The sequence below is a fragment of the Peribacillus muralis genome (genome assembly GCF_001645685.2).
Taxonomy (GTDB): domain Bacteria; phylum Bacillota; class Bacilli; order Bacillales; family DSM-1321; genus Peribacillus; species Peribacillus muralis_A.
The window spans coordinates 28,845-54,447 of the sequence record NZ_CP017081.1; the positions used below are offsets into that span (position 1 = coordinate 28,845).

Annotated in this window: 27 protein-coding genes and 2 pseudogenes; 21 read left to right on the forward strand and 8 right to left on the reverse strand. The window is 32.3% G+C overall.

What is annotated here, in order from left to right:
• Nucleotides 1–6: 6 nt before the first annotated feature.
• Genes ABE28_RS23960 through ABE28_RS23970 form a run of 3 tightly spaced genes read right to left on the reverse strand, consistent with a single transcriptional unit; the run spans nt 7 to nt 2,414 of the window.
• Nucleotides 7–243 (reverse strand): hypothetical protein, encoded by a 237-nt coding sequence (locus tag ABE28_RS23960; protein WP_069191730.1) that lies wholly within the window; start codon nt 241–243, stop codon nt 7–9.
• Complete coding sequence (locus ABE28_RS23965; protein ID WP_064465351.1) at nt 230–1,690, reverse strand: hypothetical protein; 1,461 nt, start codon at nt 1,688–1,690, stop codon at nt 230–232. The genes ABE28_RS23960 and ABE28_RS23965 overlap by 14 nt, the downstream gene beginning before the upstream one ends.
• The gene (locus tag ABE28_RS23970) at nt 1,665–2,414 is read right to left on the reverse strand and encodes an ABC transporter ATP-binding protein (RefSeq protein ID WP_064465352.1); all 750 of its coding nucleotides are present in this window, start codon (nt 2,412–2,414) and stop codon (nt 1,665–1,667) included. The genes ABE28_RS23965 and ABE28_RS23970 overlap by 26 nt, the downstream gene beginning before the upstream one ends.
• A 693-nt stretch (nt 2,415–3,107) precedes the next feature.
• Between ABE28_RS23970 and ABE28_RS23980 the strand changes: the two are divergent.
• From ABE28_RS23980 to ABE28_RS23990, 3 genes and pseudogenes are all read left to right on the forward strand, one after another.
• Nucleotides 3,108–3,374 (forward strand): annotated as a pseudogene (locus ABE28_RS23980) (recombinase family protein); the annotation flags it as partial.
• A gap of 271 nt (nt 3,375–3,645) precedes the next feature.
• Complete coding sequence (locus tag ABE28_RS23985; RefSeq protein ID WP_064465354.1) at nt 3,646–4,128, forward strand: hypothetical protein; 483 nt, start codon at nt 3,646–3,648, stop codon at nt 4,126–4,128.
• 197 nt (nt 4,129–4,325) lie between these two features.
• Entirely contained in the window at nt 4,326–4,853 is a 528-nt protein-coding gene (locus ABE28_RS23990; RefSeq protein ID WP_064465355.1) for a GrpB family protein, read from the forward strand.
• 227 nt (nt 4,854–5,080) lie between these two features.
• Here ABE28_RS23990 and ABE28_RS23995 read toward each other — a convergent pair whose 3' ends face one another.
• Complete coding sequence (locus tag ABE28_RS23995) at nt 5,081–5,545, reverse strand: VOC family protein (RefSeq protein ID WP_064465356.1); 465 nt, start codon at nt 5,543–5,545, stop codon at nt 5,081–5,083.
• A gap of 242 nt (nt 5,546–5,787) precedes the next feature.
• On the opposite strand from ABE28_RS23995, the gene ABE28_RS25385 reads away from it, so the two are divergent.
• The 3 genes from ABE28_RS25385 (at nt 5,788) to ABE28_RS24005 (ending at nt 7,810) form a co-directional block, all read left to right on the forward strand.
• Nucleotides 5,788–5,934 carry a hypothetical protein gene (locus tag ABE28_RS25385; RefSeq protein ID WP_156775973.1) on the forward strand — a complete coding sequence of 49 codons (147 nt, stop codon included), beginning with the start codon at nt 5,788–5,790 and terminating at the stop codon, nt 5,932–5,934.
• 310 nt (nt 5,935–6,244) lie between these two features.
• Nucleotides 6,245–6,682: a GNAT family N-acetyltransferase gene (locus ABE28_RS24000; protein ID WP_064465357.1), complete on the forward strand. Its 438-nt coding sequence runs from the start codon at nt 6,245–6,247 to the stop codon at nt 6,680–6,682.
• Between the two features lie 498 nt (nt 6,683–7,180).
• Nucleotides 7,181–7,810, forward strand: a complete 630-nt coding sequence (locus ABE28_RS24005; protein ID WP_257390836.1) for a YesK family protein — start codon at nt 7,181–7,183, stop codon at nt 7,808–7,810.
• Nucleotides 7,811–8,382: 572 nt separating this feature from the next.
• On the opposite strand, the gene ABE28_RS24010 is transcribed toward ABE28_RS24005, so the two are convergent.
• Nucleotides 8,383–9,342, reverse strand: coding sequence for a PLP-dependent cysteine synthase family protein (locus tag ABE28_RS24010; RefSeq protein ID WP_064465359.1), 960 nt, complete (start codon nt 9,340–9,342; stop codon nt 8,383–8,385).
• A gap of 129 nt (nt 9,343–9,471) precedes the next feature.
• Here ABE28_RS24010 and ABE28_RS24015 point away from each other — a divergent pair, with 129 nt between their 5' ends.
• A complete protein-coding gene (locus ABE28_RS24015) occupies nt 9,472–10,026 on the forward strand; it encodes a helix-turn-helix domain-containing protein (protein WP_064465360.1) in 555 nt (184 codons plus the stop codon).
• A 562-nt stretch (nt 10,027–10,588) separates the two neighbouring features.
• Here ABE28_RS24015 and ABE28_RS24020 read toward each other — a convergent pair.
• Nucleotides 10,589–11,650, reverse strand: coding sequence for a bifunctional transcriptional activator/DNA repair enzyme AdaA (locus tag ABE28_RS24020; protein WP_064465361.1), 1,062 nt, complete (start codon nt 11,648–11,650; stop codon nt 10,589–10,591).
• A gap of 17 nt (nt 11,651–11,667) precedes the next feature.
• The gene (locus ABE28_RS24025) at nt 11,668–12,429 is read right to left on the reverse strand and encodes an isocitrate lyase/PEP mutase family protein (protein WP_064465362.1); all 762 of its coding nucleotides are present in this window, start codon (nt 12,427–12,429) and stop codon (nt 11,668–11,670) included.
• A 609-nt stretch (nt 12,430–13,038) separates the two neighbouring features.
• Between ABE28_RS24025 and ABE28_RS24030 the strand changes: the two genes are divergently transcribed.
• The 14 genes and pseudogenes from ABE28_RS24030 to ABE28_RS24100 all read left to right on the forward strand — a co-directional run bounded on the left by ABE28_RS24030 (nt 13,039) and on the right by ABE28_RS24100 (nt 24,705).
• Nucleotides 13,039–13,326 (forward strand): hypothetical protein, encoded by a 288-nt coding sequence (locus tag ABE28_RS24030; protein WP_064465363.1) that lies wholly within the window; start codon nt 13,039–13,041, stop codon nt 13,324–13,326.
• 156 nt (nt 13,327–13,482) lie between these two features.
• Nucleotides 13,483–14,238, forward strand: a complete 756-nt coding sequence (locus tag ABE28_RS24035; RefSeq protein ID WP_064465364.1) for a class I SAM-dependent methyltransferase — start codon at nt 13,483–13,485, stop codon at nt 14,236–14,238.
• 77 nt (nt 14,239–14,315) lie between these two features.
• Nucleotides 14,316–14,537 (forward strand): hypothetical protein, encoded by a 222-nt coding sequence (locus ABE28_RS24040; protein ID WP_064465365.1) that lies wholly within the window; start codon nt 14,316–14,318, stop codon nt 14,535–14,537.
• 901 nt (nt 14,538–15,438) lie between these two features.
• On the forward strand, nt 15,439–16,764 hold the full coding sequence (locus tag ABE28_RS24050; protein WP_064465367.1) for an erythromycin esterase family protein: 1,326 nt from the start codon (nt 15,439–15,441) through the stop codon (nt 16,762–16,764).
• 391 nt (nt 16,765–17,155) lie between these two features.
• Nucleotides 17,156–17,559 (forward strand): annotated as a pseudogene (locus ABE28_RS24055) (AAA family ATPase); the annotation flags it as partial.
• Nucleotides 17,560–17,600: 41 nt separating this feature from the next.
• Nucleotides 17,601–17,819, forward strand: coding sequence for a CPCC family cysteine-rich protein (locus tag ABE28_RS24780; protein WP_083232289.1), 219 nt, complete (start codon nt 17,601–17,603; stop codon nt 17,817–17,819).
• A gap of 155 nt (nt 17,820–17,974) precedes the next feature.
• The gene (locus ABE28_RS24060; RefSeq protein WP_064465368.1) at nt 17,975–18,448 is read left to right on the forward strand and encodes a hypothetical protein; all 474 of its coding nucleotides are present in this window, start codon (nt 17,975–17,977) and stop codon (nt 18,446–18,448) included.
• A gap of 317 nt (nt 18,449–18,765) precedes the next feature.
• Nucleotides 18,766–19,320: a GNAT family N-acetyltransferase gene (locus tag ABE28_RS24065; protein ID WP_064465369.1), complete on the forward strand. Its 555-nt coding sequence runs from the start codon at nt 18,766–18,768 to the stop codon at nt 19,318–19,320.
• Between the two features lie 466 nt (nt 19,321–19,786).
• A complete protein-coding gene (locus ABE28_RS24070; RefSeq protein WP_064465370.1) occupies nt 19,787–20,494 on the forward strand; it encodes a hypothetical protein in 708 nt (235 codons plus the stop codon).
• A gap of 882 nt (nt 20,495–21,376) precedes the next feature.
• Nucleotides 21,377–21,610, forward strand: coding sequence for a YczI family protein (locus tag ABE28_RS24080; RefSeq protein WP_064465372.1), 234 nt, complete (start codon nt 21,377–21,379; stop codon nt 21,608–21,610).
• A gap of 202 nt (nt 21,611–21,812) precedes the next feature.
• A complete protein-coding gene (locus ABE28_RS24085; RefSeq protein ID WP_064465373.1) occupies nt 21,813–22,235 on the forward strand; it encodes a DUF4181 domain-containing protein in 423 nt (140 codons plus the stop codon).
• 603 nt (nt 22,236–22,838) lie between these two features.
• The gene (locus ABE28_RS24090) at nt 22,839–23,408 is read left to right on the forward strand and encodes a hypothetical protein (protein ID WP_064465374.1); all 570 of its coding nucleotides are present in this window, start codon (nt 22,839–22,841) and stop codon (nt 23,406–23,408) included.
• 219 nt (nt 23,409–23,627) lie between these two features.
• On the forward strand, nt 23,628–24,119 hold the full coding sequence (locus tag ABE28_RS24095; protein ID WP_064465375.1) for a hypothetical protein: 492 nt from the start codon (nt 23,628–23,630) through the stop codon (nt 24,117–24,119).
• 172 nt (nt 24,120–24,291) lie between these two features.
• On the forward strand, nt 24,292–24,705 hold the full coding sequence (locus ABE28_RS24100) for a DUF3888 domain-containing protein (RefSeq protein WP_064465376.1): 414 nt from the start codon (nt 24,292–24,294) through the stop codon (nt 24,703–24,705).
• 289 nt (nt 24,706–24,994) lie between these two features.
• Here ABE28_RS24100 and ABE28_RS24105 read toward each other — a convergent pair whose 3' ends face one another.
• Complete coding sequence (locus tag ABE28_RS24105; protein ID WP_064465377.1) at nt 24,995–25,534, reverse strand: hypothetical protein; 540 nt, start codon at nt 25,532–25,534, stop codon at nt 24,995–24,997.
• Nucleotides 25,535–25,603 lie beyond the last annotated feature (69 nt).

Consider the following 25,603-nt stretch of genomic DNA (forward strand, 5'->3'; position numbering starts at 1 on the left):
CATGAATTATTGCAGTAAAAAACCGGCTTCCCTCAAGAGGGTGAGCCGGTTCGATGTTATTAAATGGCAAAATGGTGGCCGCCAATGATCTTGATGACCTCCAATTTTTCCATCCATTTCTTTTATGATTATTCTTGCAATGTTGTTAAGGGGAATAGTAAGATCCAAATCTGTATCGTATAAAGCATTGTCTATGCCCTTTACACTCTCAGATAATTTGGGAATCCAGTTATTTATATTCATTATTAAGTCTCCATTTAAAGATAATGGATGATAACATAATCATTATTAATCCGATACAAAGTATAAATAAGATATTCCATGTTGGAGAGATCAAAGAACTTACATAATTAACAATGATAAAAAGTGGAAGTGCAACAATTACTAGAACAACGATAGTTAAAACATTGGTTAAGACACTATTTTTAGATACAGGAAATAAAGTACCTAAAATAAAAAACATAAGTATTGATCCAATAATCATTCCAAGAGAATATAAATATACAAGCCAATCTTCTACAAAAGTAAAAGTGATTATTGAAATAAATACAAACTGTAGAATTGCTAACTGAATCAATCCTAATAATTTTGCGCTATGTACTCTAAAATTAGATAAGTTATAGATTTTATATAATGGCAAGTAAGACTTACTGTTAGCATATGAACTAAACGCTACTAAACCTACAATAGTAGAAGATCCTAGAAGGATCATCTCATTGTATCCATTGCCAAAATATATTTTCACTAAGAAAATTATTGATAAAGATGTTATAAGATTTAATATGTTGTTTACATCCCTGGTTTGGCACAATATTTCTTTTTTTATTAAGTTGAAAAAGATATTGTCTTTAAACTTTGTAAATTGTATAGGTTTAATATATTGTTTTTCTATATTGGTAGATACCATATAAAAAGATAAAAAATTCAAGTTTATAATCGCGCCAAAAACTATAAGTGAGAGAAATAGTAGATTTAATACATTTGATACAGAATTTGTTGTAGCAGCATAAATAGTTGTCATTAATGAAAATAAATCAATTTTAAATTCTTCTGTCAAATAAGCTTCAACATCTATAAAATTTATTGTGTAATAATAAAACACCATTGTGATCATCAAAATAATTGTAAGGTTTTTATTAAAAGGGATTTTCAACTTATTAGTTAAGTAGAATAAAGTGTTATATATGATATTTGCTAACGACAGAATAAGGATAACTTGTAAATTAACAACTAAGTATGTTAATAAGATGTTACCTATTCCAAAATTATTAACATATAAAGAGGGAAGGAATAGCAACGTCAATAGGAAATTGATTATTATAGAAACGACTATTACGTATGGTAAAAAAAAACCTAAATTCTTTTCAAAAGTATTAACCGGCAACCACGCAAACATTGTTGAATACATGTCGTCATCTTGAGTTAACAGTTTAAAGATTATAAACAAAACGAAACTCATAAGTGACATGTTTATTGTAAGTGCAATAGGTAATGTTGTTTCTATACTATTCGTTAAAAATACTTGAACTAGGTCAGAAGTAATTTGATAGCTTATAAGGGCTCCGGTTCCAGATATAGTCAATAGAAAAAGAGATAAAATAAGTAATTTTGGAAAGTTATCAATTAATTTGCTAAATTCTTTTTTCCATGTCTGAAGTATTAGTTTAGAAATTATTAATGAGTTTTTCATACCCTGCACTTCTTTCTTTTAAATTAGACACAGTTAAGAATAACTCTTCAATGGTTTGGCAATGATTATCCTGTAATAATTCATGTACTTTACCATCTGCAACTTTGTATCCTTTTGAGATTATGGCTACTCTGTCAGCAATTTCTTCTGCAATGTTGAGATCATGTGTGGCTATTAATATGGATTTCCCCTTATTAGTAAAGTTTTTCATAAGTTTTTTCAAAACAAGAATTGCTTCGATATCTAACCCTCTAAAGGGTTCATCTAATATAATAAAATCAACATCCAGCATAAAGGCTGAAATCAATTGTGTCTTTTTTCTCATTCCATGTGAAAACGTTTCTATATTCCTGTTGATAGCTTTTGACATATCAAAAATCTCTATAAGAGTATCCCTCTTAGATTTGGATGATTTATTTTTATATATAGAAGATATAAAATCGAAATATTCATTAGCAGTGAGTAATTCTGGCAGCATTAATTCATCTGGTATGTAGGAACTTATACTATTAAATTCTTTGGTTCCTGCTTCGAATTGAAGATAAGAAACATCACCGGTAGTGGGTTTTATAATATTTAAAATTGAGCCTATTAATGTCGTCTTTCCTGAACCATTTGGTCCTGCGAGAGCTACTATCTCACCAGGTAACACTTTGAGGTTGAAATTTTGAACTGCACGTATGCCTCCAACATATACTTTTGAAAGATTATTGATTTGAAGCATAAGAACCTCCCTTTATCAGTACTTAGATCTATCTAATAATCTAGATAGACCTAAATACCTTACATATAAAATAAAAGAATATTTTAAGAATAGCTACTTACATTCGACATTCAAAGATACACCGGACCTATTCCAATTCCATTTACCACTAAACTTTCTGTCTTTTGCGAAAAAACACCATGCTGCCATAGCTGCGAACAGTGTAAAAGCAAAAGTCATTAGAACTGCTAATAGAACAACAAACCATGCATGGTCTTCTACTAGACTACTAGCATCATAGATAGCTGCAGGCGAACTATAACTCATCTACATCCCCTCCTCTCTCTGTAATGTTTAACATATTTGGAACATTATTCATTATAAATCTATCATTACTGGGAACGTTGTAAATAGCAAAATAGTAAAATAGGTAATATGTACCTTTTATTCATAATTTTTAAAGTAAACAAAAAATTATAATAATGATTATAATAATCATCTTACAAATGTTTCATACAAATTAAAAACTTTATTTTGATCAATCTTTTTTCAAAACGCTTTAACTTTTTATAAAACATCTCGGCTTTTTTTCAAAGCCACAATTATTGAAAAATATACTGAAAATGTACTGACCCAAAAACAAGTAGCAATTTTCTTACTTGTGTTTTTTTGCTGACTTTTGTTTGGAGAATATAAACTTATAGCCTAGGCACGACGGGAAGAATAGTTTTTAGTGTTATGAGTGCTTTTGCAGAATTTGAGAGGGACATGATTGTTGAAAGAACCCAAGAAGGTAAGGCTATAGCTAAATTACGTGATGATTTTAGAGAAGGTCGACCCAAAAAGTTTAATAAAAAGCAGATTGAGCATGCTCTTGAACTACTGAACACGCATTCCTATAAAGAGGTCCATGAAAAAACTGGCATTAGTAAAAGTACATTAATTCGTGCAAAAAAAGCCGACAATGAAGTACGAGCTTAGCACGCAGGATTCCAGGATCTTAAATAATTAGGTGAAACGCTCAAATAAGTGTGGCTTTGAAATAGAGTTGAACTGTTTATAAAAAGTCGCACCGTCTTAAAAAGATTTTAATCATTTGCATAAAAGATGAACGGAATTTCCTATCTCTTTAAAGATCGTGAGAGACCACTTACTATTTTATAGGTGGTCTTTTTAGTTTTTAGGAAAATAACAAAGACATCAAATTATTTAAGAAAGTATAATGTTATGTATTAAAAATAAGGAGTGGAAAATGAAACTAGAAAAATTATTTTTAAAATGGGTAAATCATACAAAAGAAGGAAGTCGTAGAAGTAGTTTAGATATAACAGATGAAATTTGGAAACAGGTAATAAAAGATTTTCGTAATTGGGAGAACAGTGAAGATAAAGAAGTAAGTGAGCATGCAAAACGTTTACTATATACTGGGAAAATAAGAAGAGTTCATTTAGACCTTAATGAAGTGGATTATGATAATCATTATGTGTCATGGACATTAGTTGAAAATCTTGAAGACTTATATTTCTTCAATCCAGCCTATTCTCATACAATAATTACAGCAGAAGCAACAAAAGATAATCCTGCAATTAGCTTTATTGGATATTTGGAATTTTTGAAGAAATTTGAGGGTGAAGATCTTGTCACACCACCTATCAGAAAAGAAAAAGAAGTGATTTTTCCGTTACAAGAAAAATCAATATTAAGCATTGAAAAAATAGAAATAAAAAAGAGATGAAAAATGACATTAAATCCTTAGGAACAGAAGGTTTCAAAAGCATCTATTGAGTTCCAATATGTTCATGAGTTTCAATTGTTTAGTGATAATAAATTTGTTTAATTCTTATAGAACTAACGGGGCAGGATTGTTGAACAAGAATATCAAATAAGATAAATTGTAATGTTTAGTTAATAATGTAAAAAAAGGATATCCTATTGAGAAAAACCAAAATGCTTGCTTGGACCGATGAATGGGAAGAATCATACAGTCAAGAAGAGAAAATATTGAAAGAAGTTCTTAGAAATGAATTAGTTGATATTTTTCATATTGGAAGTACCTCTATACCAACAATAGGCTACGCAAAGCCGATAATAGATATTTTAATTGTTGTAAAGGATATTGAAAACATTGATTTATACAACAATAAAATGTTGGAATTGGGGTATGAACCAAAAGGTGAGAATGGGATTGCTGGAAGAAGATATTTTCCAAAAGGAAAGGATAATCGAACACATCATATACATATCTTTCAAGTCGAAAGTGAACAAATAAAAATCCATTTAGATTTTAAAGAATACTTGATAAAGAACCCGGTGGAAGCTAAAAAGTATGGAGAATTGAAAATCAACTTAACAAAACAGTTTCCTAACGAACATAACAAGTATCAAGAAGGAAAGCAGCAGTTCGTTAATGAATTAGCCGATAAAGCGAATGAATGGGCGTCACAGAGAAGATTTCCTTAATGAACTAACCGGTGCGTTAGTTCATTAAGGTGTAGCGTCAGGAAAATGCGGATTTACAACGTTAGATAAATTCCAGTATTTAAAATCCCAATTTCTCATTAATATCACTGAGAGATTGGGAATTATTCAACAATCGCGCCCGAATACGGAATATCGCAATATTCAAAGGAGCAGCAAAAGTGTTCTTTAGTTATTTTGCTAGTAACACACTGAGTCAAAAACCAAATTCATTCTTCGTTTTCCATTTTCTCCCACTCACTTAAATACATGACATCTTGTACCACATTTTTTTTCTTTTCAGGAAGTAAACAAAGGAACTCTAATGATTTGCCGTCAGGATCGTAAAAATAAAGATTAGCCGTAGGTGTCCAGGTTTGTACCATGGGCTCAGTAGGTTCAAGACCAAAAGCCGATCTTGGACTTATACCTTTATTGAGTAGCCATTCTCTTGCATTAATTATATCCTCATAGTTAATCTTGAATGCAAAGTGGCTTTTATGAAATTCTTCTTCTGAAACCTCCCAAACACCCAGCATTTGTTCTCTTTTTTTATTTTTATCAAACCAAAAAAATGCTACACGGCGCTCTTCAATATAATGAGCTAAATCTAATCCTAGTTTATTATAAAATTCTATTGCTGCTTCTAAATTTTTTGTTTGAACATGTGTTTCATATAGAGTTCCTGGAAACATTAATAAATCCCTCCTAATTTTTTGTGTGAAAATTCTTATTATTCAAATCCATTGTAACAAATAAGACATTTGAAAGTGAAAACCTAATAAAATTATCAAAAGTAGTTATTATAGTCGTTTTAGCTTTCTTATTACTCTTTTCAATATCGGTAAATTATTAAGATATCGGGTGGGTGTGTTAGCTTATAATTGGATCTGTCTTTAGACCGCCTTATCCAGTTTAACAATTTTAGGAGGTGAAAATGATGAAACGCGCAATAGGAATTTTTCTTACTCTTTCATCTGTACTAACATACTTAATTGTGGACATGCTTTATGACCCTGTTAAGGAAACAGAAACAAGAAAAGATATGAAATCAGGAGTTACAATAGTAACATTACATTATTAAAATCCTTTGATGTTTTGGGTAATTTGTTTGATTTTAATCATTACTTTTATTCTTGGAATTTACTTTATTCTAGCAAAGGAAAAGCAATATGAGGAATGTCCACTCTGGGATACTCCAGAATATATTAGAAATAAGTGAACCGAACTAACGGGTGCTTAAGGGAGTTGCTTTGGCAGCTCTTTTTCTTATGGAACTAAAGGGGCAGTTTAATTGAACAAGAAATCAAAGTAATTATAGACTTTGGAAGAAGAATATTGGGATATTATGCTAAACTTTTATAAAAGGATATTGAAAGGACTCGACATTATTAATGGATATTAGAAAACCTAACGATTCGGAACTCAAAAAAGTTATATTACTTTCTCCACAAGCTGTATTTGATGGCACATTGGGTGAAGTAAAACCTACAAATGAAAAAATCAAACATCTTGTTGAACCTCTATTGGAAAAGGGAAGCTATTATTTAATAGCAACAGAGATGGATAAATTAATGGGATGGATTCTTATAGGGGCAAGTAAAGATCAATTTACTGATAAGATGAGTGGATTTATTTATGAACTATTTGTTATAGAAGAATTTAGAGGGAATGGAATTTCTAAACGGTTAATGAGAACTGCCATTGACCATTTAAGACAAGATGGATACTCTGAAGTCCGCCTCAGTGTATTTGCAGAGAATCAAGCTATTAAACTATACGAAAAAATGGGATTTAACATTAGGGCAGTTACTATGAGTTTGCCATTATAAGCAACGAGCTTCTTTCACTAATGGTTGCTTTACTTCAATAAGGGGGTTGCTACGGCAGCCTTTTTTATGGCACTAAAGGGGCAGGATAGTTCCATAAGCGTATGTACTCGAACTGTGCGGTAAACATTAATACTCCTTAAGAACAGTTATAATAAATGAATGTGGTATCCTACTAATTAGTAATGTTATCCAAATAAAGTGTGTGTAAAAGAGAATGAACGACGACCAATGCCCTAAATGTAACTCAAACAATATTAAGAAAGAGCTCTTGGAACCGAGTTTAAATTTGTTCAGATGTTTTCCTATGATAATTTAAGGAATAAACCTTCCTAGATTATTTCTTACTATTGTTCAGATTGTGGCTACATATTTAGTTCTTATTGCAACGCATATCTAATTTAGATTAATAAACTGACAGGGGTATTCAAACATATCCTTTTATAAAAAACAACCAAGGGAGAGATAAGTATTTTTATATATGTTTATGAAGCAGGAATAATCGTAGCAATGATTGTATTCGGACTCGCTTATGTATTTGTAAAAGGGATAAAGGATAGAACGCAACTCTTACTTCTATTTTCGCTAGGTATATTGATTTTAGTGTTTTCCTTTTTTGTGATTGGCGGTTTTGAGGGAATGCCGTATGCTGTGTTGAGCCTCGGGGTATTCACACTGGCGATTCTATACTTTTTCTTAAAGAAATATGTTATAGGAAAGAAAATACTCTTTATAGGGGTTCCACTCATCATCGCTATTCATATATTCATCGGATTCATCAATCAAGTGGACTACCGGGTAGTGGATAAAGAAAGGCTGACGGATGATGAAACCGGGAATTATATTGAAAAAATCGAGAAAGATACATCGATTGTCGGTTACAAAAAATTTAAAGGAGGTGAAGGGGAGGACTTTTTATTAATATCAATGGGCGGTGAAAGAAAGGGAAATACCATTGAAGTGCTGAAAGTAAAAGAAGATAGTGAAAAGACTATCATCTGCATTCGGACATCCTATAATAAAAACCCTGAGCCAAATCCGTATATAGCTGTAGCACTTACTCGAATAAAATCAAAGGTAGTCATTTTGGATACTGATGGAACAAATTATGGAGATGGTTTATTTGATTAAACCTTTATAATTTGTTCTTACTTGGAAGGTTCCTTTGTCTTATGGAACTATCGGGGCAGGTTAGTTGATTAAAGGACGAATTACCAATACATAAGTTTTGATATTTTGAGATAAGGAACAAGCATCAAGACTTTGAAGGTAATAGGGTGAATTATTTGAAGAATATATTATACAAGTTAATTGGCTTGGTTTTAGGTGTTTTAGCTGTAATTGTATGTATAAAGTTAAGTGAACATTTCATGGGGAATGTATTACTGGGACTGCCAATCGGAATATTTATTGCAGCCCTGATAAGGCAAAACACAGATAAAATTACAAATAAATTGTAAGATCCATAAAATACATAGTTAAATATTTTCTTCTTAATGAACTATCGGGGCAGGATGGTTCAAGAGTGCTGTTTATTTTCGCCATATAATCGAATAAGCTAAAATGATAAAATTGAGTTTAAAAGGATTTTTTTTTATGAAGAGGTAGTGATTATTTTGAAAATAAATAAGAAAGTATCGAAAATCAAGTCGATACTTTCTTATGTTATTCGCAGAAATTAGATTGAAGGGGAAGCAAATTATTTATTTATATAGATCTGTACTTAGATATTTAAGACCAGAATCATTTATAGTTAATACGATATTTGCTCCTTTTTCTTCCTGTTTCAATAGTTTTAGTGCAGCAGCAACATTCGCTCCTGAAGAAAATCCTGCAAATATTCCTTCTTTTTTTGCTAAATCTCTTGCAACTTGTGTAGCCTCTTCATCTGTAATATGAATATAGTTTGTAACTAAATGTTTATCCAAAAGAGGCAAGTTCATTAAATATCCCCCGCCTTGAATTTTATGATTTGGATTCATTACAGGTTTACCAGAGTAAAAGGGAGCAGAATCTGGTTCAACTAAGTAGCAACGAATGTCGGGTTTATACTTTTTTAAAGTTTTTGCACATCCGGTAAAGGTACCACCAGAACCTGCAAAATCTAGAAAAACATCTATTTCTCCATTTGTTTGTCTCCACATTTCTTCACCCGTGTGATATTCGTGAGCATGTATATTTCCAATATGATTAAATTGGTCTGCACGAAATGCGTTTCTTTCTTTTGTTATTTGTTTTGCGACCTCTTCAACTTTTGCGAGATCCTCTCCAGATACTTGCCCTACCGGTGAACCAGGGGCTTGGTCTACTAATACAACCTCTGCTCCCAGTGCTTCCATCATTCTTGCTCTTTCTAAGGAATTTCCCTTAGACATTACAGCAACAAATTTATAACCTTTCACTCCACATACAATAGCCAGTCCTGTACCAGTATTGCCACTTGTCAGTTCCACAACAGTTTGATTAGGCTTGAGTAATCCTGCCTTTTCAGCTTCTTCAATTATCTGTAAACCAATTCTATCTTTTTTGCTGAAGCCAGGATTTAAATATTCAAGTTTAGCAAAAATATTTCCATCAAGACCTTCTGTAATTCTAGATAGGTGAACCATGGGAGTGTTACCAATAACTTGATGAACACCTGAAAATATAGAACGGTTTTCCATAGACAATTTCCCCTTTTTCATATATTTTGGACTATATAGTGTATATTCGAACGCTATATAGTTCATATAGTATACTATAACGTATAATTGTGCAATATAACGTATATATATTTTATTGGAGGTTCATTTATGGAACAAATTAATAAAAGTATCAGCAAAAATATAAAACGTGTCCGGCAGGAAAGGAATTTGAGTTTAGAAAAAACATCTGAATTAACAGGGGTTAGCAAAACGATGTTAGGACAAATCGAAAGAGGCGAGTCGAATCCAACTGTAACAACTCTTTGGAAAATAGCTAATGGGTTACGATTATCATTCTCTTCACTAATTAGTCAAGATAGGCCATCTGTTACTTTAATAAAAAAAAATGAAGTAGAGCCAGTTATTGAAAATGATGGACAATATCGTGTGTATCCACTTGTATCATTCAATCCAGAAAACCAGTTTGAAGTCTTTTTAATAACCCTAGAACCAGGATGTGAACATAAATCAGAACCGCATAATGCAGGTGTTGAAGAATACATTTTTGTAAATGATGGGACTTTAGAAGTTGAAGTTAATGATAAGCTTTATGTAGTCGATTGCGAGGACACTATTATTTTTGATGCAGATAAACCTCATATCTACAGGAATAATGGCAATAAAATAGTAAAGTGTTCAGTATTAATTCATTATCCTCTTTAATCATTGTTCATGTGGACTGTAAGATAAGTAAAAATAGCATGCAATCGGGCGCGGTTCTTTAATAAGAATGGCTTTGCTTAACGAACTAACGGGGCAGGATAGTTCAACATGGAAATTCATATTGTTTTAAGCAGACACTCAGCAGGAGTTATCAAGATAAGAAGCAGATGCTTCTAGAATCGTTGTAACCTAAAAATGATCTCGTAGACAGCATCAATTGCGTCTAATTATAGCGGCGTACTGTGGTCACCTATATTTGATGAGACCACGTGCGTTTTTTTAGGCAATTCTTTAAACAAGAGATGAATAAAACAAAGCCCCTGTTTACCAGGGGCTTTGTAGACAGACTAAGTCTAACTTACTTTATCAGTTAGACTTTTTTTGTAGAATCTTTAAAATTGTCACGTAAGAATTGGTGCAGGATAGTTCAACAAGCGCAGTATATTCACACTGCGATTTGCTATCTATCTCCTTTGAGAACATTGAAAAAATTAGAGATAAAAGTTTGTGGAAAGTGTTCATGACAGGATATAGTAAGCTCCCACGTGCTAACTATATCCCTTTATAAAATATGGTTATGTTTTTTCTCTAACTCAAGCAGCCAAGACTTTCTTTGAATGCCCCCTCCATACCCACCAAGATCTCCATTTGTATTGATCACTCTATGACAAGGAATAAGAATGGAAATTTGATTTGCTCCATTTGCTCCAGCGACAGCACGATAAGCTTTAGGATTTCCTATTTCCATTGCTAAATCTTTGTAACTAATTGTACTTCCCGGGCGTATCCCTCTCAGTATCCTCCAAACTTCCATTTGGAAGCTTGATCCAATTTCATCTGTAATGGGTGTTTGAAAGGAAAAGCGAGTACCTTCAAAATATTCCTGTAGTTCATTTTCAAGATGCTGGAGAATTTGATTTGTTCCAGGTATGATAGCGGCAGAAAGTTTTGTCCGCATATTCTCAATTTCCTTTTCTAATCCCCTTCTATCAACGAACTCTAAAAGATATAGAGAGGCGTCATCGGCTATTGCAATCATCGAACCTAATTTTGTTTCAATCCACTTTGCCGTTAAGAGTTTTACTTGTTTATTTCTCTTCGGAACGGCCCCCATGATGCGCGTAAAAGCATCACGAAATCCATTACTGGATTCAAATCCACTATCAAGCTGAGTGTAAATTAAAGGTTTACCATTGCGAATATGATTAAATGCCACACCAAGACGGCGGGCTCGAGCATATTCAATAAAAGTCATCCCAAATTGCTTTTTAAATTGTCTTCTTGCTGTGTTAGCGCTAATGGATAAGTCATCAAAATCTTTATCCGTCCATTTTTTTTGAGGATTCTCTTCTATAGCTACAACTAATTTTTTTACTTCAGGGGATAAAGAACTAGGTGTATTTAATGGCTGACACCTTTTACAAGGCCTGTAGGAAGCCAATGTAGCTTCTTTTGCCGTTAAAAAAAACTCGCAGTTTTCTTTTTTAGGCTTTTTGGCAGGGCAAGTTGGTCTGCAAAATACGCTTGTCGTTCGAACCCCTACATAAAAAGTGCCTTCATAGTTTGAGTTTCTCTCTATTAGCATTGTATAAAATGTATCGATTGTCCTTTGGTCAGTAATCATAATTTTCTCTTTGCCTCCTAAATCCTAAATGTGAGCTGATTTGCTAAAATATTTTGTGCTTGGAAATAAGAATGTGGTCCATAGCTTACCCTGCTTACACCAACATCTTTCCAGTTAATACTCTCGATATTAGTAGATGAAGTCAGCATAATGTTAACTGGTAAAGGAGAATTTTTAGAAAATTCCTCGATCAGCTCTATATTGGTCAGCCCTGGGATAAATATACCGTCCGCACCAGCATCAGCATAGACATCAGCTCTATTTAGCGCTTCCTTTACTAAATCAATGGAGTGCTTCTCTTCTTGAAAAAATACGTCTGTTCTTGCATTAACAAATATATTGGTGTCTAAAGATGTAGCAGCATGCTTTAGGGTTTGAATCCTGTCTGCTTGTTCATTAACATTCCATAGCTCATAAGTATCGGAGCCATTTTTTTTATCTTCAAAATTAATTCCTGAGATACCTGTAGTAAAAAGAGATTGAGCATTAGTGTAGAGTGTTTCTAGAGAATCTGCATATAACCCTTCTGCATCAACGGAAACAGGTACATTAGAATTATGGGCTAGTTGCTTAGAAAACCAAATTAGATTATCAAAAGGTAATTTTTCTCCATCTGCGTAGCCCCAGGCATCAGCAATCGCATAACTGCTAGTCGCTAATGCTTTGACACCTTTACCCTCAATAATCTTTGCAGACATTACATCCCAACAATTAAAGAGATACAACACATCCGCTTGATCATGTAGCTCTTTAAAAGCTTGAAATTGATTTTCTGTCATTTTAACTCCTCTTTTCCAATTTTTGATACCTTTATAATAACAAGTCTTTACATTTTAGAAACCAGAAAAATTAACACCAATTTTTTTGTTTCCATACCAAAAACGACCCCTTTTAGGCATTCTTTCCGCAGGGCTCGGTGAACATTCTTTGGATACTCGAAAAATCGATCGAAATATAGAAATGCCGAAGAATCATACTTTGTTCAAAGATATATATGAAGATGAAAAATTTCATCGATTGTTTTTTTGAAAATAGAAAAGTCAGGCAGTATTTACAAAGTACAATGCGTGAAAAAAGAATTATAAAATGGGGAAAATCTCAAAGAGTATTTCTTGTATTTTTAAATATACAGTTTTAAAGTATTCTTAATGAACGAATGAGCATGCTAGCTTAAGAGTAGAGCTATCTTTAAGGCAGCTCTTTTCTTATGGAACTAAAGGGGCAGGTTAGTTGAAGAGTGCTGTGAACTTTATTCAACCATTGGGCCATTTTGTTAAAGATACTTCTTAAATAGTATTGGAAATTATGTTAAAATAAGGTAGAAATATATTGATCTAAATCAGCAGAGCTACACATAATTGTAAATTTACAAAGGGGAGCAACAAAAGATGGCATTTGCTGTAGGGTATGGAATTGCATTTATAGGAGTATTTTTAGCTTATCAACTTAGCAAAGGCAAGTCGAAAAAAAGAAAATGTATTGTTTGGGGCATCGCTCTTATGTTGGCAATCTCACCATTCTTATCTTTTGCGGTTGGTTTACCATACTCATTTATTGTTGAAGATCCTTGGGCAGCCTTGATTATGTGGTACTTGTTTCCAATCGGTTTCATCATAGGACTTATTTTGCTACTGGTAGGGATATTTAAGAAAAAAGAAATGAAGAATGTCATGTAACTTCTTCAATTAAAGGGCGCGATTCTTAAAGTAATTTCACTTTTCTTAATGAACTAACGGTTGCGTTAGCTGAAGATCGGAGCTGTCTTTCAGGCAGCTTTTACTTTTGCAATTAAAGGGGCAGGGTAATTCACAGTAGGACAGGGAGGCTATAAAGTGAAACAAAATGTTGGTACAGAAGAAGCAATTAAAAGGTGGGATAGTTTCGCGGATACATATACAGCAAATCATACAGAACAAGGAGACCATCATAAAGAAGTGTTTTTAAATCCAACTTTATTAGCACTTATGGATACGGTAAATTATAAAAAAGTTTTAGATGCCGGGTGTGGTGAAGGGTATTTAAGTCGAATTTTAGCCAGGTCCGAAGCGACTGTTACTGCTGTGGATTATTCACCAAGGATGATAGAAATTGCTAAAGGAAGAACTCCAATTGATTTGTTAATTGATTATAGGCAGGGGAATTGTGAGGACTTGAATTCTTTAGAAGATAAAAGTTTCGATTTAATAGTATCCAATATGGTTATTCAAGACCTTGCAAATTACGAAAAAGCATTTCAAGAAATGTATCGGTTATTAGTAGATGGAGGCTGTTTTATATTTTCGATTTTACATCCTTGTTTTGTTACTCCAGAAAGTGGTTGGGAGAAAACAAAAGACGGTAAAAAGTTGCATTGGAACGTAGATAAATATTTTTATGAAGGTGCGTATGAACAAGGTTTAGGAGATAAAGAAAAAATGTTATTCTTCCATAGAACCTTAACAAGTTATATAAACACTTTAATCAAAACAGGTTTTATTTTAGAAAGCATCGTAGAACCGAAGCCATCAAAAGAGATGTTAAAAAAATATCCTTCATTTGAAGAAGATTTTAGATGTGCTGATTTTATAGTTTTTAAACTAAAAAAGTAAAAGTATTATATTTTTTCTAAACTCGGCCATAGGCTGTACAATTTCCACATAACAATATCTGTAAAGGAGTTTATCTTTTGAAAAATAAAGTAACGTTGACCATATGCCTTTTTATACTCTTTACAATAGCAATTGGATGCCAAAAAGAATACAAGGGTGAGTATATAAGATGGGGCGAAAAAAACAATAGTAATGCAACAGAGTTGTTGAAAAAAAACGGTATTCCTTACAAAATTAAAGATGGTATTATTTATATTCCTGAGGATGCTTTTGATAAATCTATATCCTGCTGTTCGTAACAATATGAATCAATGATTGGTTGAGTAGTAATTGAGACTGCTGCTATACTTCTCTAGATTTCATCTTCTGTACAGTTTGTATCAACACTACAAAAAGCCTTGTAGTATTAACAATTGCGTTAGCTGAAGATCCAAGCTGCCTTTAAGGGCAGTTTAACAGTTTTAGTAGGTGATAATGATGAAACGTGCGATAGGAATTTTTCTTACTCTTTCATCTTTTCTAACCTCTTAATAGTGGACATGCTTTATGACCCTATTAAGAATACAATAACAACAACAGATATGAATTCAGGAGTTACAACAGTAACAGTACATTATCAATATCCTTTGATGTTTTGGGTAATTTGTGTCATTTTAATCATTACTTTTATTCTTGGTATTTACTTTATTTTAGCAAAGGAAAAGCCATATGAGGAATGTTCGCTCTATGATACTCCAGAATATACTATCAAAATGAAATGAACTAACGGGTCCGTTAGCTGAAGATCGGAGCTGTCTTTAAGGCAGCTCTTTTCTTATGGAACTAACGGGGCAGTTTAGTTGAACAAGAAATCATGGTAAATAAGAATAGTCGAGGTGATTGTATGAAATATACTTGTCCTTGTTGTGGATATAAAACTATAGATGAAGAACCTCCAGGTGTCACTTTTGGAGATAAATTGCGCCAATTTTAAGGGCTATTTTGCACATGAAAATTCAAATGCACGTTTTTAACTTTATTAATTATACAAATATTATGACTTATTATCTAAAAGTGTTTTCTATAGTGAAATGGTTTATCGAAGTTTATATCAGAATAGGAAACTATCAGGAGTTAATTAACATTATTTATAGACAAGTTGACAAGTTTCTTCTTATAAGGAAAGCTACTGAGAGTACCACAACTTAGGAGGTACCTAGTATGAGAAATAGCATTAAAGTGTTGTTGACATTAATTACGTTAATTTGCTTAATATTAATGGGCCGGTATGTTTATGATTATTCATTAAAGAAAGAAAAGGTGGAGTGGTGGGATAATAATACCAATAGTATAGATATAACTAGTAATGATGATTTGAATTTCTTAGATTCTATATTAAAAGAAAAAAAATATGTTTTTCTTGGTGAAAGTTCTCACGGGGTAGCTGAATATAATACTGCTAAAGGCAGACTGATTAAGTATTTACATGAAAAACAGGACTATGAGGTTGTGGCATTTGAGAGTAGTCTTGCTGACCCTATGGTAACATTTGCTAAACTTAATACCAGCCCTATTAGTTCTAGGACCTATATGCAGATGACGATACCAGGGGTTTGGAATGCCACTCAAAATTTACCCTTATTTGATTATATCCTCGAAAACCGTAGAAAAGAAAAAGCATTAGTAACTACTGGGTTTGATATTCCATCCTTCGGTCCTACCTTTACAAACTTTATGACTGAATGGATAATTAAAAAAAGCCCTTCAAAAGGCAATTTATTTTCAAAATTAGAGAAAGATTGGTTAACAAAGTATCTTTCTTTTAATGATGGAGCTAAACTCTCAGATAAAGAAGTGACAGAGTTTAAAGATGGATATAATGAAATAATCTATTTCCTAACGCAGCATGAAACAGACTTGAAGGATGAATTCCCCAATCAGCTTAAATTAGATTCTTTTATTTTACAGACCCTTCATAATCGAATCGAACTGATGGTACGAATGAGTAAAACCCAATATACAATTGATGAAATAAATCAAGTGAGAGATTTACTTATGGCTGAAAATGCTAAATGGTTAAGCGAGAAGATATACCCTGATAAGAAAATAATTTTTTGGGCTCATAATGCACATATACGGAATCATAATACAGAAATCACCTATAGAGATGATGGCGAGACTACCTTTCGACCTTTCCTGCATAAAACGATGTTTGAATACCTGCCTGAAGATATGAAAAAAGAAAGCTATATACTCGGTTTTTATATGTATGAGGGGGAATTTTCGGATAATGAAAATAATATAAAAAAAGTAAATGACGGCAAAGACTATCAAGCAGATTCTCTAGAACAGATTCTAAATCAATCAAACTATGAACAGACCTTTATAAATTTAAATGGACAAACCAAAAACAAATTCAGTAAATGGATGTTCGAGCCTCTATATGCGTTAACTCAGGGCTTATATTCTGAAAAAATGGTTGTTTCAAAACATTATGACGGTCTATATTTTATAAAACACGTAAATCCAACAACTTATATTAGATGATAGAAAAATATTTATCCAATCCAATTACTTTTACATTTAGTAGAATAAAATTCACAAGTGTCTGGTACGTTACCGATATTTTTGTAGATCTAGATATATAAAATACGTCTTCCTATTTATGTAAATTATATAGTTTCTTAAAAAATACTCGGAGCTCACTTCGTCCATAATAATATGGAAAAGGAAGATTTTTCAGATTGGATAGTAAAAGATGTAGACTCTAAAGAACTGTTTGGCCAGAACTTCTAGTACGGATAAAGTTAGGTAACAAGTATTGATGCAGCTTTTCATAAAACAATTCTAAAGACTCCCAACTCAGATGTGGAGATGGAGTTTTCTTTACTAGAGGTGAAGAAGAAGAGTACTCTTCTAATACTTTTGAAGATATCGACTTGTTATTGTTGATGAAATTGATCGACTAAAAATTTAGAACAACTTAGGGATATCTATGATCGAAATGACTTAGCGATGATATTAATTGGAATGCCCGGCATAGAGAAGAGATTAGCCCGATACCCTCAACTTTATTCTAGAATTGGTTTTGCTCAGGAATTTGATAAACTTAGTAAGGATGAAGCACATCATATTTTAGAGTATAAATGGCAAGAGCTAGCCCTTTCAATAAAGCTTGAAGATTATTTTGATTACGAAGCAATTACTAGTATCATTAAGATTACTGGAGGAAACTTCAGGCTTATACAAAGACTTTTCACTCAGATTGAGAGAATACTTGAGATTAATCATCTTAATACTATTACTACAGAAGTTGTGGAAGCTGCACGATATCTATTTTAGCGCAAAATAGCACTTTTAATAAGCGCAGTTTATCTCCTAAAGTGACACCTCCAGGAACGCGTGATATTTGTAGAATTTGTTTTTGGGAAGATGAAAATTACCAATATGAATATCCAGATGAAGATGGTGCAAATAAAATTTCTTTTAGAGAGTCACAACAAAACTCTATAAAATTTGGCGTTAGCGATCTAGATTTTTCGGAAAACGTAAGAAAGCCAAATAATTCCGATATAAAGGATCCAAATTGGAAACCGATATGAGTTTATATAGGGAATTATTAAACTAACGAGTGCGTTAGCTGAAGATCGGAGCTGTCTTTCAGGCAGCTCTTCTCTTATGGAACTAAAGGGGCAGGTTAGTTTAATAAGGAGTATAATCTGGTTGTAGGAATAGAACCTATTAGGTGGTTTATATAATGGAAACAAATGCTTTATTTTACAAGATTCAAAAGAGAATGATTAGGACCGAGGATTATATAAAATGGTCGCACAACTTGTTGAAAACCGATGTGTCATCAAAATCTTTAAATATTATTTCTTCATTTCCATTTGACCAAAATATTTTCGAAGTCGAAGTTTATTTTAAAAGAGCTATCAATGAATTGGCAATAGAGAAACCAACCCTTGAGAGATGTGCTAGAGCCTATATAGGTCATTTAGCCAATGAAATTATTAAAGAAAATAATCATTCATCGACCTTTGATTTTGCTTATATGATTTATCGGATTGTTGCCTCGGATTTAGATTACCCAAATGATTTGATGGAGTGGTATGAAATAAGTGAAATGATTGATGAACTACGAAATGGTGATATACCTTTAGAGTTTGATGAGAACGATGTAATATCAAGGATTAAAAATGAGGCAGGTAAATATCTTAATAGGGATTAGTATTTCTTCTTCATCTAACGGGTGCGTTAGTGTGGTAATGAGTAATTATTGATCCAACGTAATATAGTATTTTACATAGATAGAAACTAATTATAAAGGAGTCTAAAGTTATGGGAATTTTATTCATCAAACTCTTCAGGCTCGCTTTTCTTATAGAGGTCCTACCAGCCAAACGCGGAAAACTTGGGCGAGAAACATATATATGGAAAATTATTTGAAAGGTTATACTAAGATGAGTGCGATGATAGTAACCTTGATTGGGGCATCTTCTCGACCATCGGAGGTACAGTAACAAAGCAAAGTTAGAGGAGGTTAAAATGGAGAAGCAAGCAGTTTTATTTCATTCATTAGAGGGCGAAAAAATCTACTTCAAAGCGCTAAGGATAGAGGATGTTCAAGAGATACATCATTATGCGTCAGATCAAAAGGTTTCACGATTTATTGGCTGGAATTTGATGAGTACTTTAGAGGATACTAGACAGTTCATTGAAATAATGATAAAGCGTGAGTCGGAAGGAACTCATTTATATTCCTCCATTGTTGAAAAAATAACTCATGAAATTATAGGGACAGCCATAATTTTCAACTTTGACAAAGAAGCAAACCAAGCTGAAATTGGCTATGTGTTGCATAAACAACATTGGGATAAGGGGTATGGAACGGAGATTGTTGCGTTGATAAGTGATTTTGCATTTAAATCACTTAAACTTCATAAGCTCCATGCTGCGGTAGTGCATGCCAATATTGGTTCTGCACGGATACTTGAAAAGAACAGCTTTGAGTTAGAAGGACGATTAAAAGACCACTATTTCATAGAGGATAAGTACTATGATGCATTACTTTTCGGCAAAATTACGAACCTGGGAACTTAGCCAATAAAATATAGTTTCTTCCTATTCCATTAAAGGGCCTAATTCTTTAATAAGAATTGCTTTATTAATGAACTATCGGGTGCGTTAGCTTAAGATCAGAGCTGTCTATTTGGCAGCTTTTTTTTATGGAACTAAAAGGGCAGGATAGTCCATTACACATATGGGTTATTATGGTAGTGTGTAATCTGCTTAGTCGTATATATAAAAACAAGGAACTATAAACCGAATATTGCAATTTAGGTTTAATGTAAAAAAATCAATATCATATTGTGCTAACGGGTGCTTTACATTATTAAAAGGAGCTGATTACAGCTCCTTTCTTATGCAACTATAAAGAGGTAGTTTGGGTCGTTAAACTAACTAACCTGCCATTTTTTAAAATAAAACAATTCTGAATCTAACTTTTTCCATTTTTATAAATTATAATCTTTTATGTAAATAACAAACAACTAAGGAGTTGGACATTTTGAAAAAGTATTCTCAAAGGTTTTTATTAGCATTCTGTAGTTTAGTTTTATTTACTACATTATTTGTACCATTTACAAATGCTAAAGCATCTGAAAACCAAGTTAAATCGGTTAATGAAAATGAACAAGTAGACTCAGGAGAAATGTTAGACGAAGACGAAGCAGCAGAAGTGGAAGTATTAATTTTAAATCCAGAAGAACAAGCAGAACTAGATAAACTTTCAGCTCTTCTAGCTCAATCATTCGTTAGAAATGATATGGGCTCATATTCATTTGATGTTAACAAAGCAAAAGAATTAGGCTTAACTCCAGAAGAAATTGAATTAGCTAATCATTTATTTACAGATGTATTGAATCAAAAAGATATTAAAAAAATAGTAGGGGATAACGCACCTGCCATTGTTACATATTCTAAAGCAAAAATAGCTGCAAAAGCACTTGCTGTTACTTTAAAGAAATATGGTTCGAAAGTAGATAGTGCTATTGATAAGGGTATTGATTTATTGCCTATTAAGGCAGAAAATAAGAAAAAGTATAAAAAGATTATTACAACTGTTGCTCTTGTAAAAGTACTAAATAATTTTATTGGAGTTACAGATACAGTTGAAAACCTAGTTGTACGTGGTATTCAAACATTAGTGCCTGGTATGCCTGATTGGATAGCAAGTGGAATTGCAAAAACCTTAATGATGGTTCTTCCAATTTAGTTTATAATTAAGAGATAATAATGATTTGGAAGGATATTCATTTTGGAAAATAAAAAACCTTGGTATTTAAGAAAAAAAATCCTATATTTTATTTGCATAGTAACACCACCAATTGGATATATTGTATTGGTTACTAATTTAAAAAAATTTAAACAAGAAGAAAAAATTAATTTCCTTACTATCTCAACTATTATGACAGCTATATGGGTATTGAAATTTTTACCTAAAAATATAGAATTATATGTATGGTGCTTGATACTAGCTATAATAATTGGGAATTTTATCCTAAAACATTTTAAAAGGACGAAGTAAAAATGTTAGAGAATACTAGTGTAGGATACATAGTTGCTTGTATTTCAGTTACATTATGGGGAGTGTTTTGCTTTTTAGTCCTATTACTTCTATTCGCTTATGTTTTAGAGATGAAAATTTAAGGCCTAGTTTTTTTCTTAATGTTTTCTTTAGATATGTTGTAGGTATTATTTTCCCTATTGTCATATGGATATTGTATTTTAAATTTGTTTACTAATTTTTGTATTGTTGTAATTTAAAGGGGACAGCTAACCTATAAATTACGGGAGATTATAGAAGAAGAGACAAAGGTTGCTTTATATCCGATGTTAGAATTCATTGCACACAAAATTATCCATTACCAACAATGGCTAGAAAACAGGGAACTGAATGGGAAGAAGCAGAAGAAAAAGGGTATAAACTTGTTGATTCGTATGAAGAAACCATTAACTCTATTATGAATTTTTATATCGAATTCTGAATGAACTATCGGGTACGTTAGCTTAAGAGCTGTCTATACGGCAGCTTTTTTTTATGGAACTAAAAGGGGAGGATAGTCTAACAATCAATTTGGATAAAGGAGGTTATAAATTGTTAAAGTCTTTGCAAATAATTTTATCCATAACAGTCACTGCACTTGCAGGACATGTATTGATTACTGGTGATTTTAAGTTTCAACCATATATGATGTTGTTTTTTGGTTTAACGATGTTGGTAATGGGATTAAGAGAATTTCAAAAGGGACAAAAAGGTTACGGCTGGCTAAGTATAGTTTTATTTATATTTAGTATATTTGTATCAATCCAAAGTTTCTTATTGAAGTAACGCGTGCGTTAGCTGAAGATCAGAGCTGTCTATACGGCAGCTTTTCTTTATGGAACTATCAGGGCAGATTAGTTCAAGCGTGCATATGGAGTTGTTCAACAATTGGACCAATTATTGAAGAGTAGTCTTGTTTAGAATGAGTATATTTGAAATAATTGGAGCTTGATAAAAAAAAAGAGTTTTTGTAGGTGGTGATTCGTTCGTGGAGAGTGTTTTCGTAAAGTTAATTTTAGTTTTATCTATTTTTGGACTTTTTCTCTTTTTCATTAATAAAGTTTTGAGAAAATGGCTTAATGTTGAAAAGAAAAAATTTTTTTCCTATGGCCATGTAAATGATAAACACAAAAAAATTGATTGGACAATTAGAATCATTTTTATTGTCTTTATGTTTATCGGTGTTTTCACTAACGTCAAACGTGACCCTTTAGAGCATATTTGGTTTTTGGAAACGCAGATCCTTCTGTTTGTTTTTATAATTGCACTTGAAACAGCTAGAGTAATTATGGAGAAGAGATATGCAGAAAATAGAAATGATTATATTTTTTCAACTATTCAATTAGCGATAATATTAATATTTTTACTTTCAGTGTTTACGACTGATTTTTTTGGATTGTTGAAATGGTAAAAAATCTATCTTCAGAAACCGGGGGCGCGATTCTTGAATGAAGTTCGCCTTTCTTAAGAACTAACGGGTGCAGGAGCTGATCAGCAGCTCCTTTTTTTCTGGAACTAAAGGGGAAGATTAGTTCGAAAATTAATTTTCTTTTTTGGTGATTTAGATAAAGGTTGGTGAAGAATTTTGAAAAAAAATTATACGGTTTTCTTTTTACTTTTGTTTATTGTAGCTATTTCTAATGGTATGTCACTTAAAAATCATTTCAACTATTCTATGATTATTGGAGTTGGTTTAGCGACAATATCTATATTAGCTGCTGGATTTTCGCTGGGAAAAAGGAACAAGGTAAATAATTCACATCATTAAATTGTTTGTTAAGCTAACGTGTGCTTTACATCAATAAGGGAGGTTGTTAACGCACCCTTTTCCTAATGAACTAGAGGGTGCGTTACTTTAGTAAGACAAATGAAAAATTGTTGGTGGTACCTTTTAACGTTGTATATCTGCATTTTCTTGACGCAACCTCTTTTATTCTAATTAAGTTTTTTAACAAAGGTGTTAATTACTTCGATATAATTTTCCATATAATACTTAAATTGGGAGGTTGTGAATATGGGACTTTTAATTGTTTATGCAACAGGATTATTAATAGGTGTTGCTCTGGTTACTCTTAGTTCTTTTTTAAAAGAGTTGGATCATAAAAAAAGAAGTATTTTCGTGGCTGTGATTGGTGTATTTGCAGTCATTGGAGGTTTAGTCATTGGCGGATTTGAAGGGATGCCAATTAGTATAATAGGTATTGGTATTTTAACCGTTCCGATTTTACTATTATTTGCCGGAAATAAATCAATGATAAGAAATATGGTTTTCGCAATAGTAGTATTGGTGCCATTAGCTGTCTTTATTTATGCTGGTGTTGATAAAATTTTTGGGGATAATTTCATTGTGGTTGCTAAAAATGAAAATTTGGATACTTATTTAAAACAGTATTATGAAGAGTTACAAGTGAAGACAGACAAGCAAGGATTTAAAAGGCTTGAACCAAATAATGGCGAAAAGGTGATAGTTCTTTCTTTAGGTAAAGAAAAGCAAGGCAATAATATAGAAGTTACAGGGATAGAAAAACAAGGTGATAGAACATTGATTAATGTAAAGTCCTTTTATAATCAATCAACAGAATAGAATCCAACTATTATTATTCTATTAGACAAACTTGGTAAAAACGTTGTTGTCCAGGATGCTGATGGAACTGTTTATGAGGAAGTTAAATGAAAAAAAGGAACTAATGGGTCCTTTTTTATTTAGAGTTTTTTAGATAATACCTATGTTAGCACCGATATTTTCTGTTTTATCTTAACCATTTGAATAGTTGTATTGGAATGGATAGATTGGAGAGGTTTTATGTTTAAAAGATATAGATGGTGGATGGTCGTTTTAGCTCTTTCGATAGTAGCATTCTATTTTTATGACTTACTAAGTGCAGATAAACGAACGGTCGAGGAATATGCAAACAGGCTTTACTCTTATCCACTTCCACCGAATACGGAAATTATAGACAAGGGTTTTGATTATGGAGTTTCGTATGGTGGAGGACCTTGGGGGAGTGGAGGTCAACCAACTGTTGTTGCTTATATGAAGTTATCCTCTGAATTAAGCGAGAGAAAATTAATGGACTACTATAAGATCAATAGTTCTTTAAAAGGTTTTGAAGTTTACTTTAAAGGTGACGAAGAAATAATAAAAACATTTGATGGAAAGAAGAGTTGGTACGAAGGGAAAACTCCATCAAATCCAAGTGAAAAAAGTAATGAAGGGGAACCTATTGAACTTATTGTTCAAAAAAGAACATTATTTGAATCTCCTTTTGGAGAACTTGCTGATGTATTCCATTAGAAAGCATATTCTTTTTCGGTTGTGAAGTTATACTAACGGGTGTGTCAGCTGAATATCGGAACTGTCTTTAAGTTTTGCTTTTTTAATGAACTAAAGGGGCAGTTTAGTTTTAATAAAGAATAACAAATTGTGAAGAATAAGGAGTAGATAAAACAATATGAGGTGAATCTTGATGATTAAAAGATACATAATTTTTTTTGGATTATTGTTATTTGTTATGACTCCTTTACAAACTGTTAAGGCAGAAACTGGTTCAAATGCGGAAAGAGAGTATTTCACGACAGAGGATATCATGGCAGATATTGTGTTTCCGTCTATTGATAAAGAGGTTGTAAAAGAGTATGAGGGTGATTCTTTCGTAGGCTGGCAATGGAAAAGAATTGTTGGTATAACTTACAATAACAATCATTCTTATGATGTTTCTGTTAGGATTGAAGTACCTTTAAAGGGAAATCCAAATGAATTTAGCGAGGATTTAATTAAAGTAAGAATTTCTCCATCTTGTGATAGTGAGAAACTTAATAAGCAGTTATGTGATCACGATTTTACGATAAAAATTGTGGAATACAAACATTTGACCCAATAAGAATTATTCCCTTTTACTTCACTAACAGGTATGTTGGCTTTAATTCTTGGCTTTTCAGGTAAAAGCAAACGTGACTCACTGTACATCTATAACGCACAGTGAATGATGTTTGCTTTTTTCTTATGGAGTTTATATGGCAGGACAGTTTACGATGAACTTCTATTCTCTTCTGACAAGCAAAAGTTTTAAATGATATGAATAAAGTTGAATGAATATAGAGTTTTAAAGGGAAATAGAAAAATCGTTCGATTCAAAAAAAATAGAGAAAAGGGTAATCTCCTTCTTCCTTTTATCGTATGAATATTGATCCAACAGTCCATGTAATGTGGAGGCTTCCACTTATAACTTTAACTTTATAATCACTATAACGAGCATGTTCACTCAATCCTTGATTTCCCCTTTGGACTGAATCTTTTACATAAATAAATGAATTCAAAGAACTGTAAAATGTATACGTACTTTCATACTCATCTTTTGGCCATAGAGATGGTTCCTTTTCATGTATAACATAGGGGGATGATAGGTAAATACCACTTTTAATAAAAGTATAGTTTTCGGATAAAATGGAAAACGAACCTAATAAGTAAAGAAAATTAGTAAAAATAACTAGATTAAACAAAGTATTTTCTTTCTTTTTATTAAGCTTAATCTTTTTCGATAGTATAGAAGTTGAAATAGGCATAACAATTAAACCAATTATCGCAATCCATTTATCAAAAGGTTCCCCATTCACCCATATTAGTATTCCCATTAATCTCAATAGAACAAAGAGTAACACAAAAGCCGTTAATAATGATGCTAGATAGATGGTGAACTTCTTAAAATTCAATGATTTCACCTCTTTGGGATTCTACCATTTTTATGGTTTTCAGTAAATATAAAGAAAAAAGATTAAAAC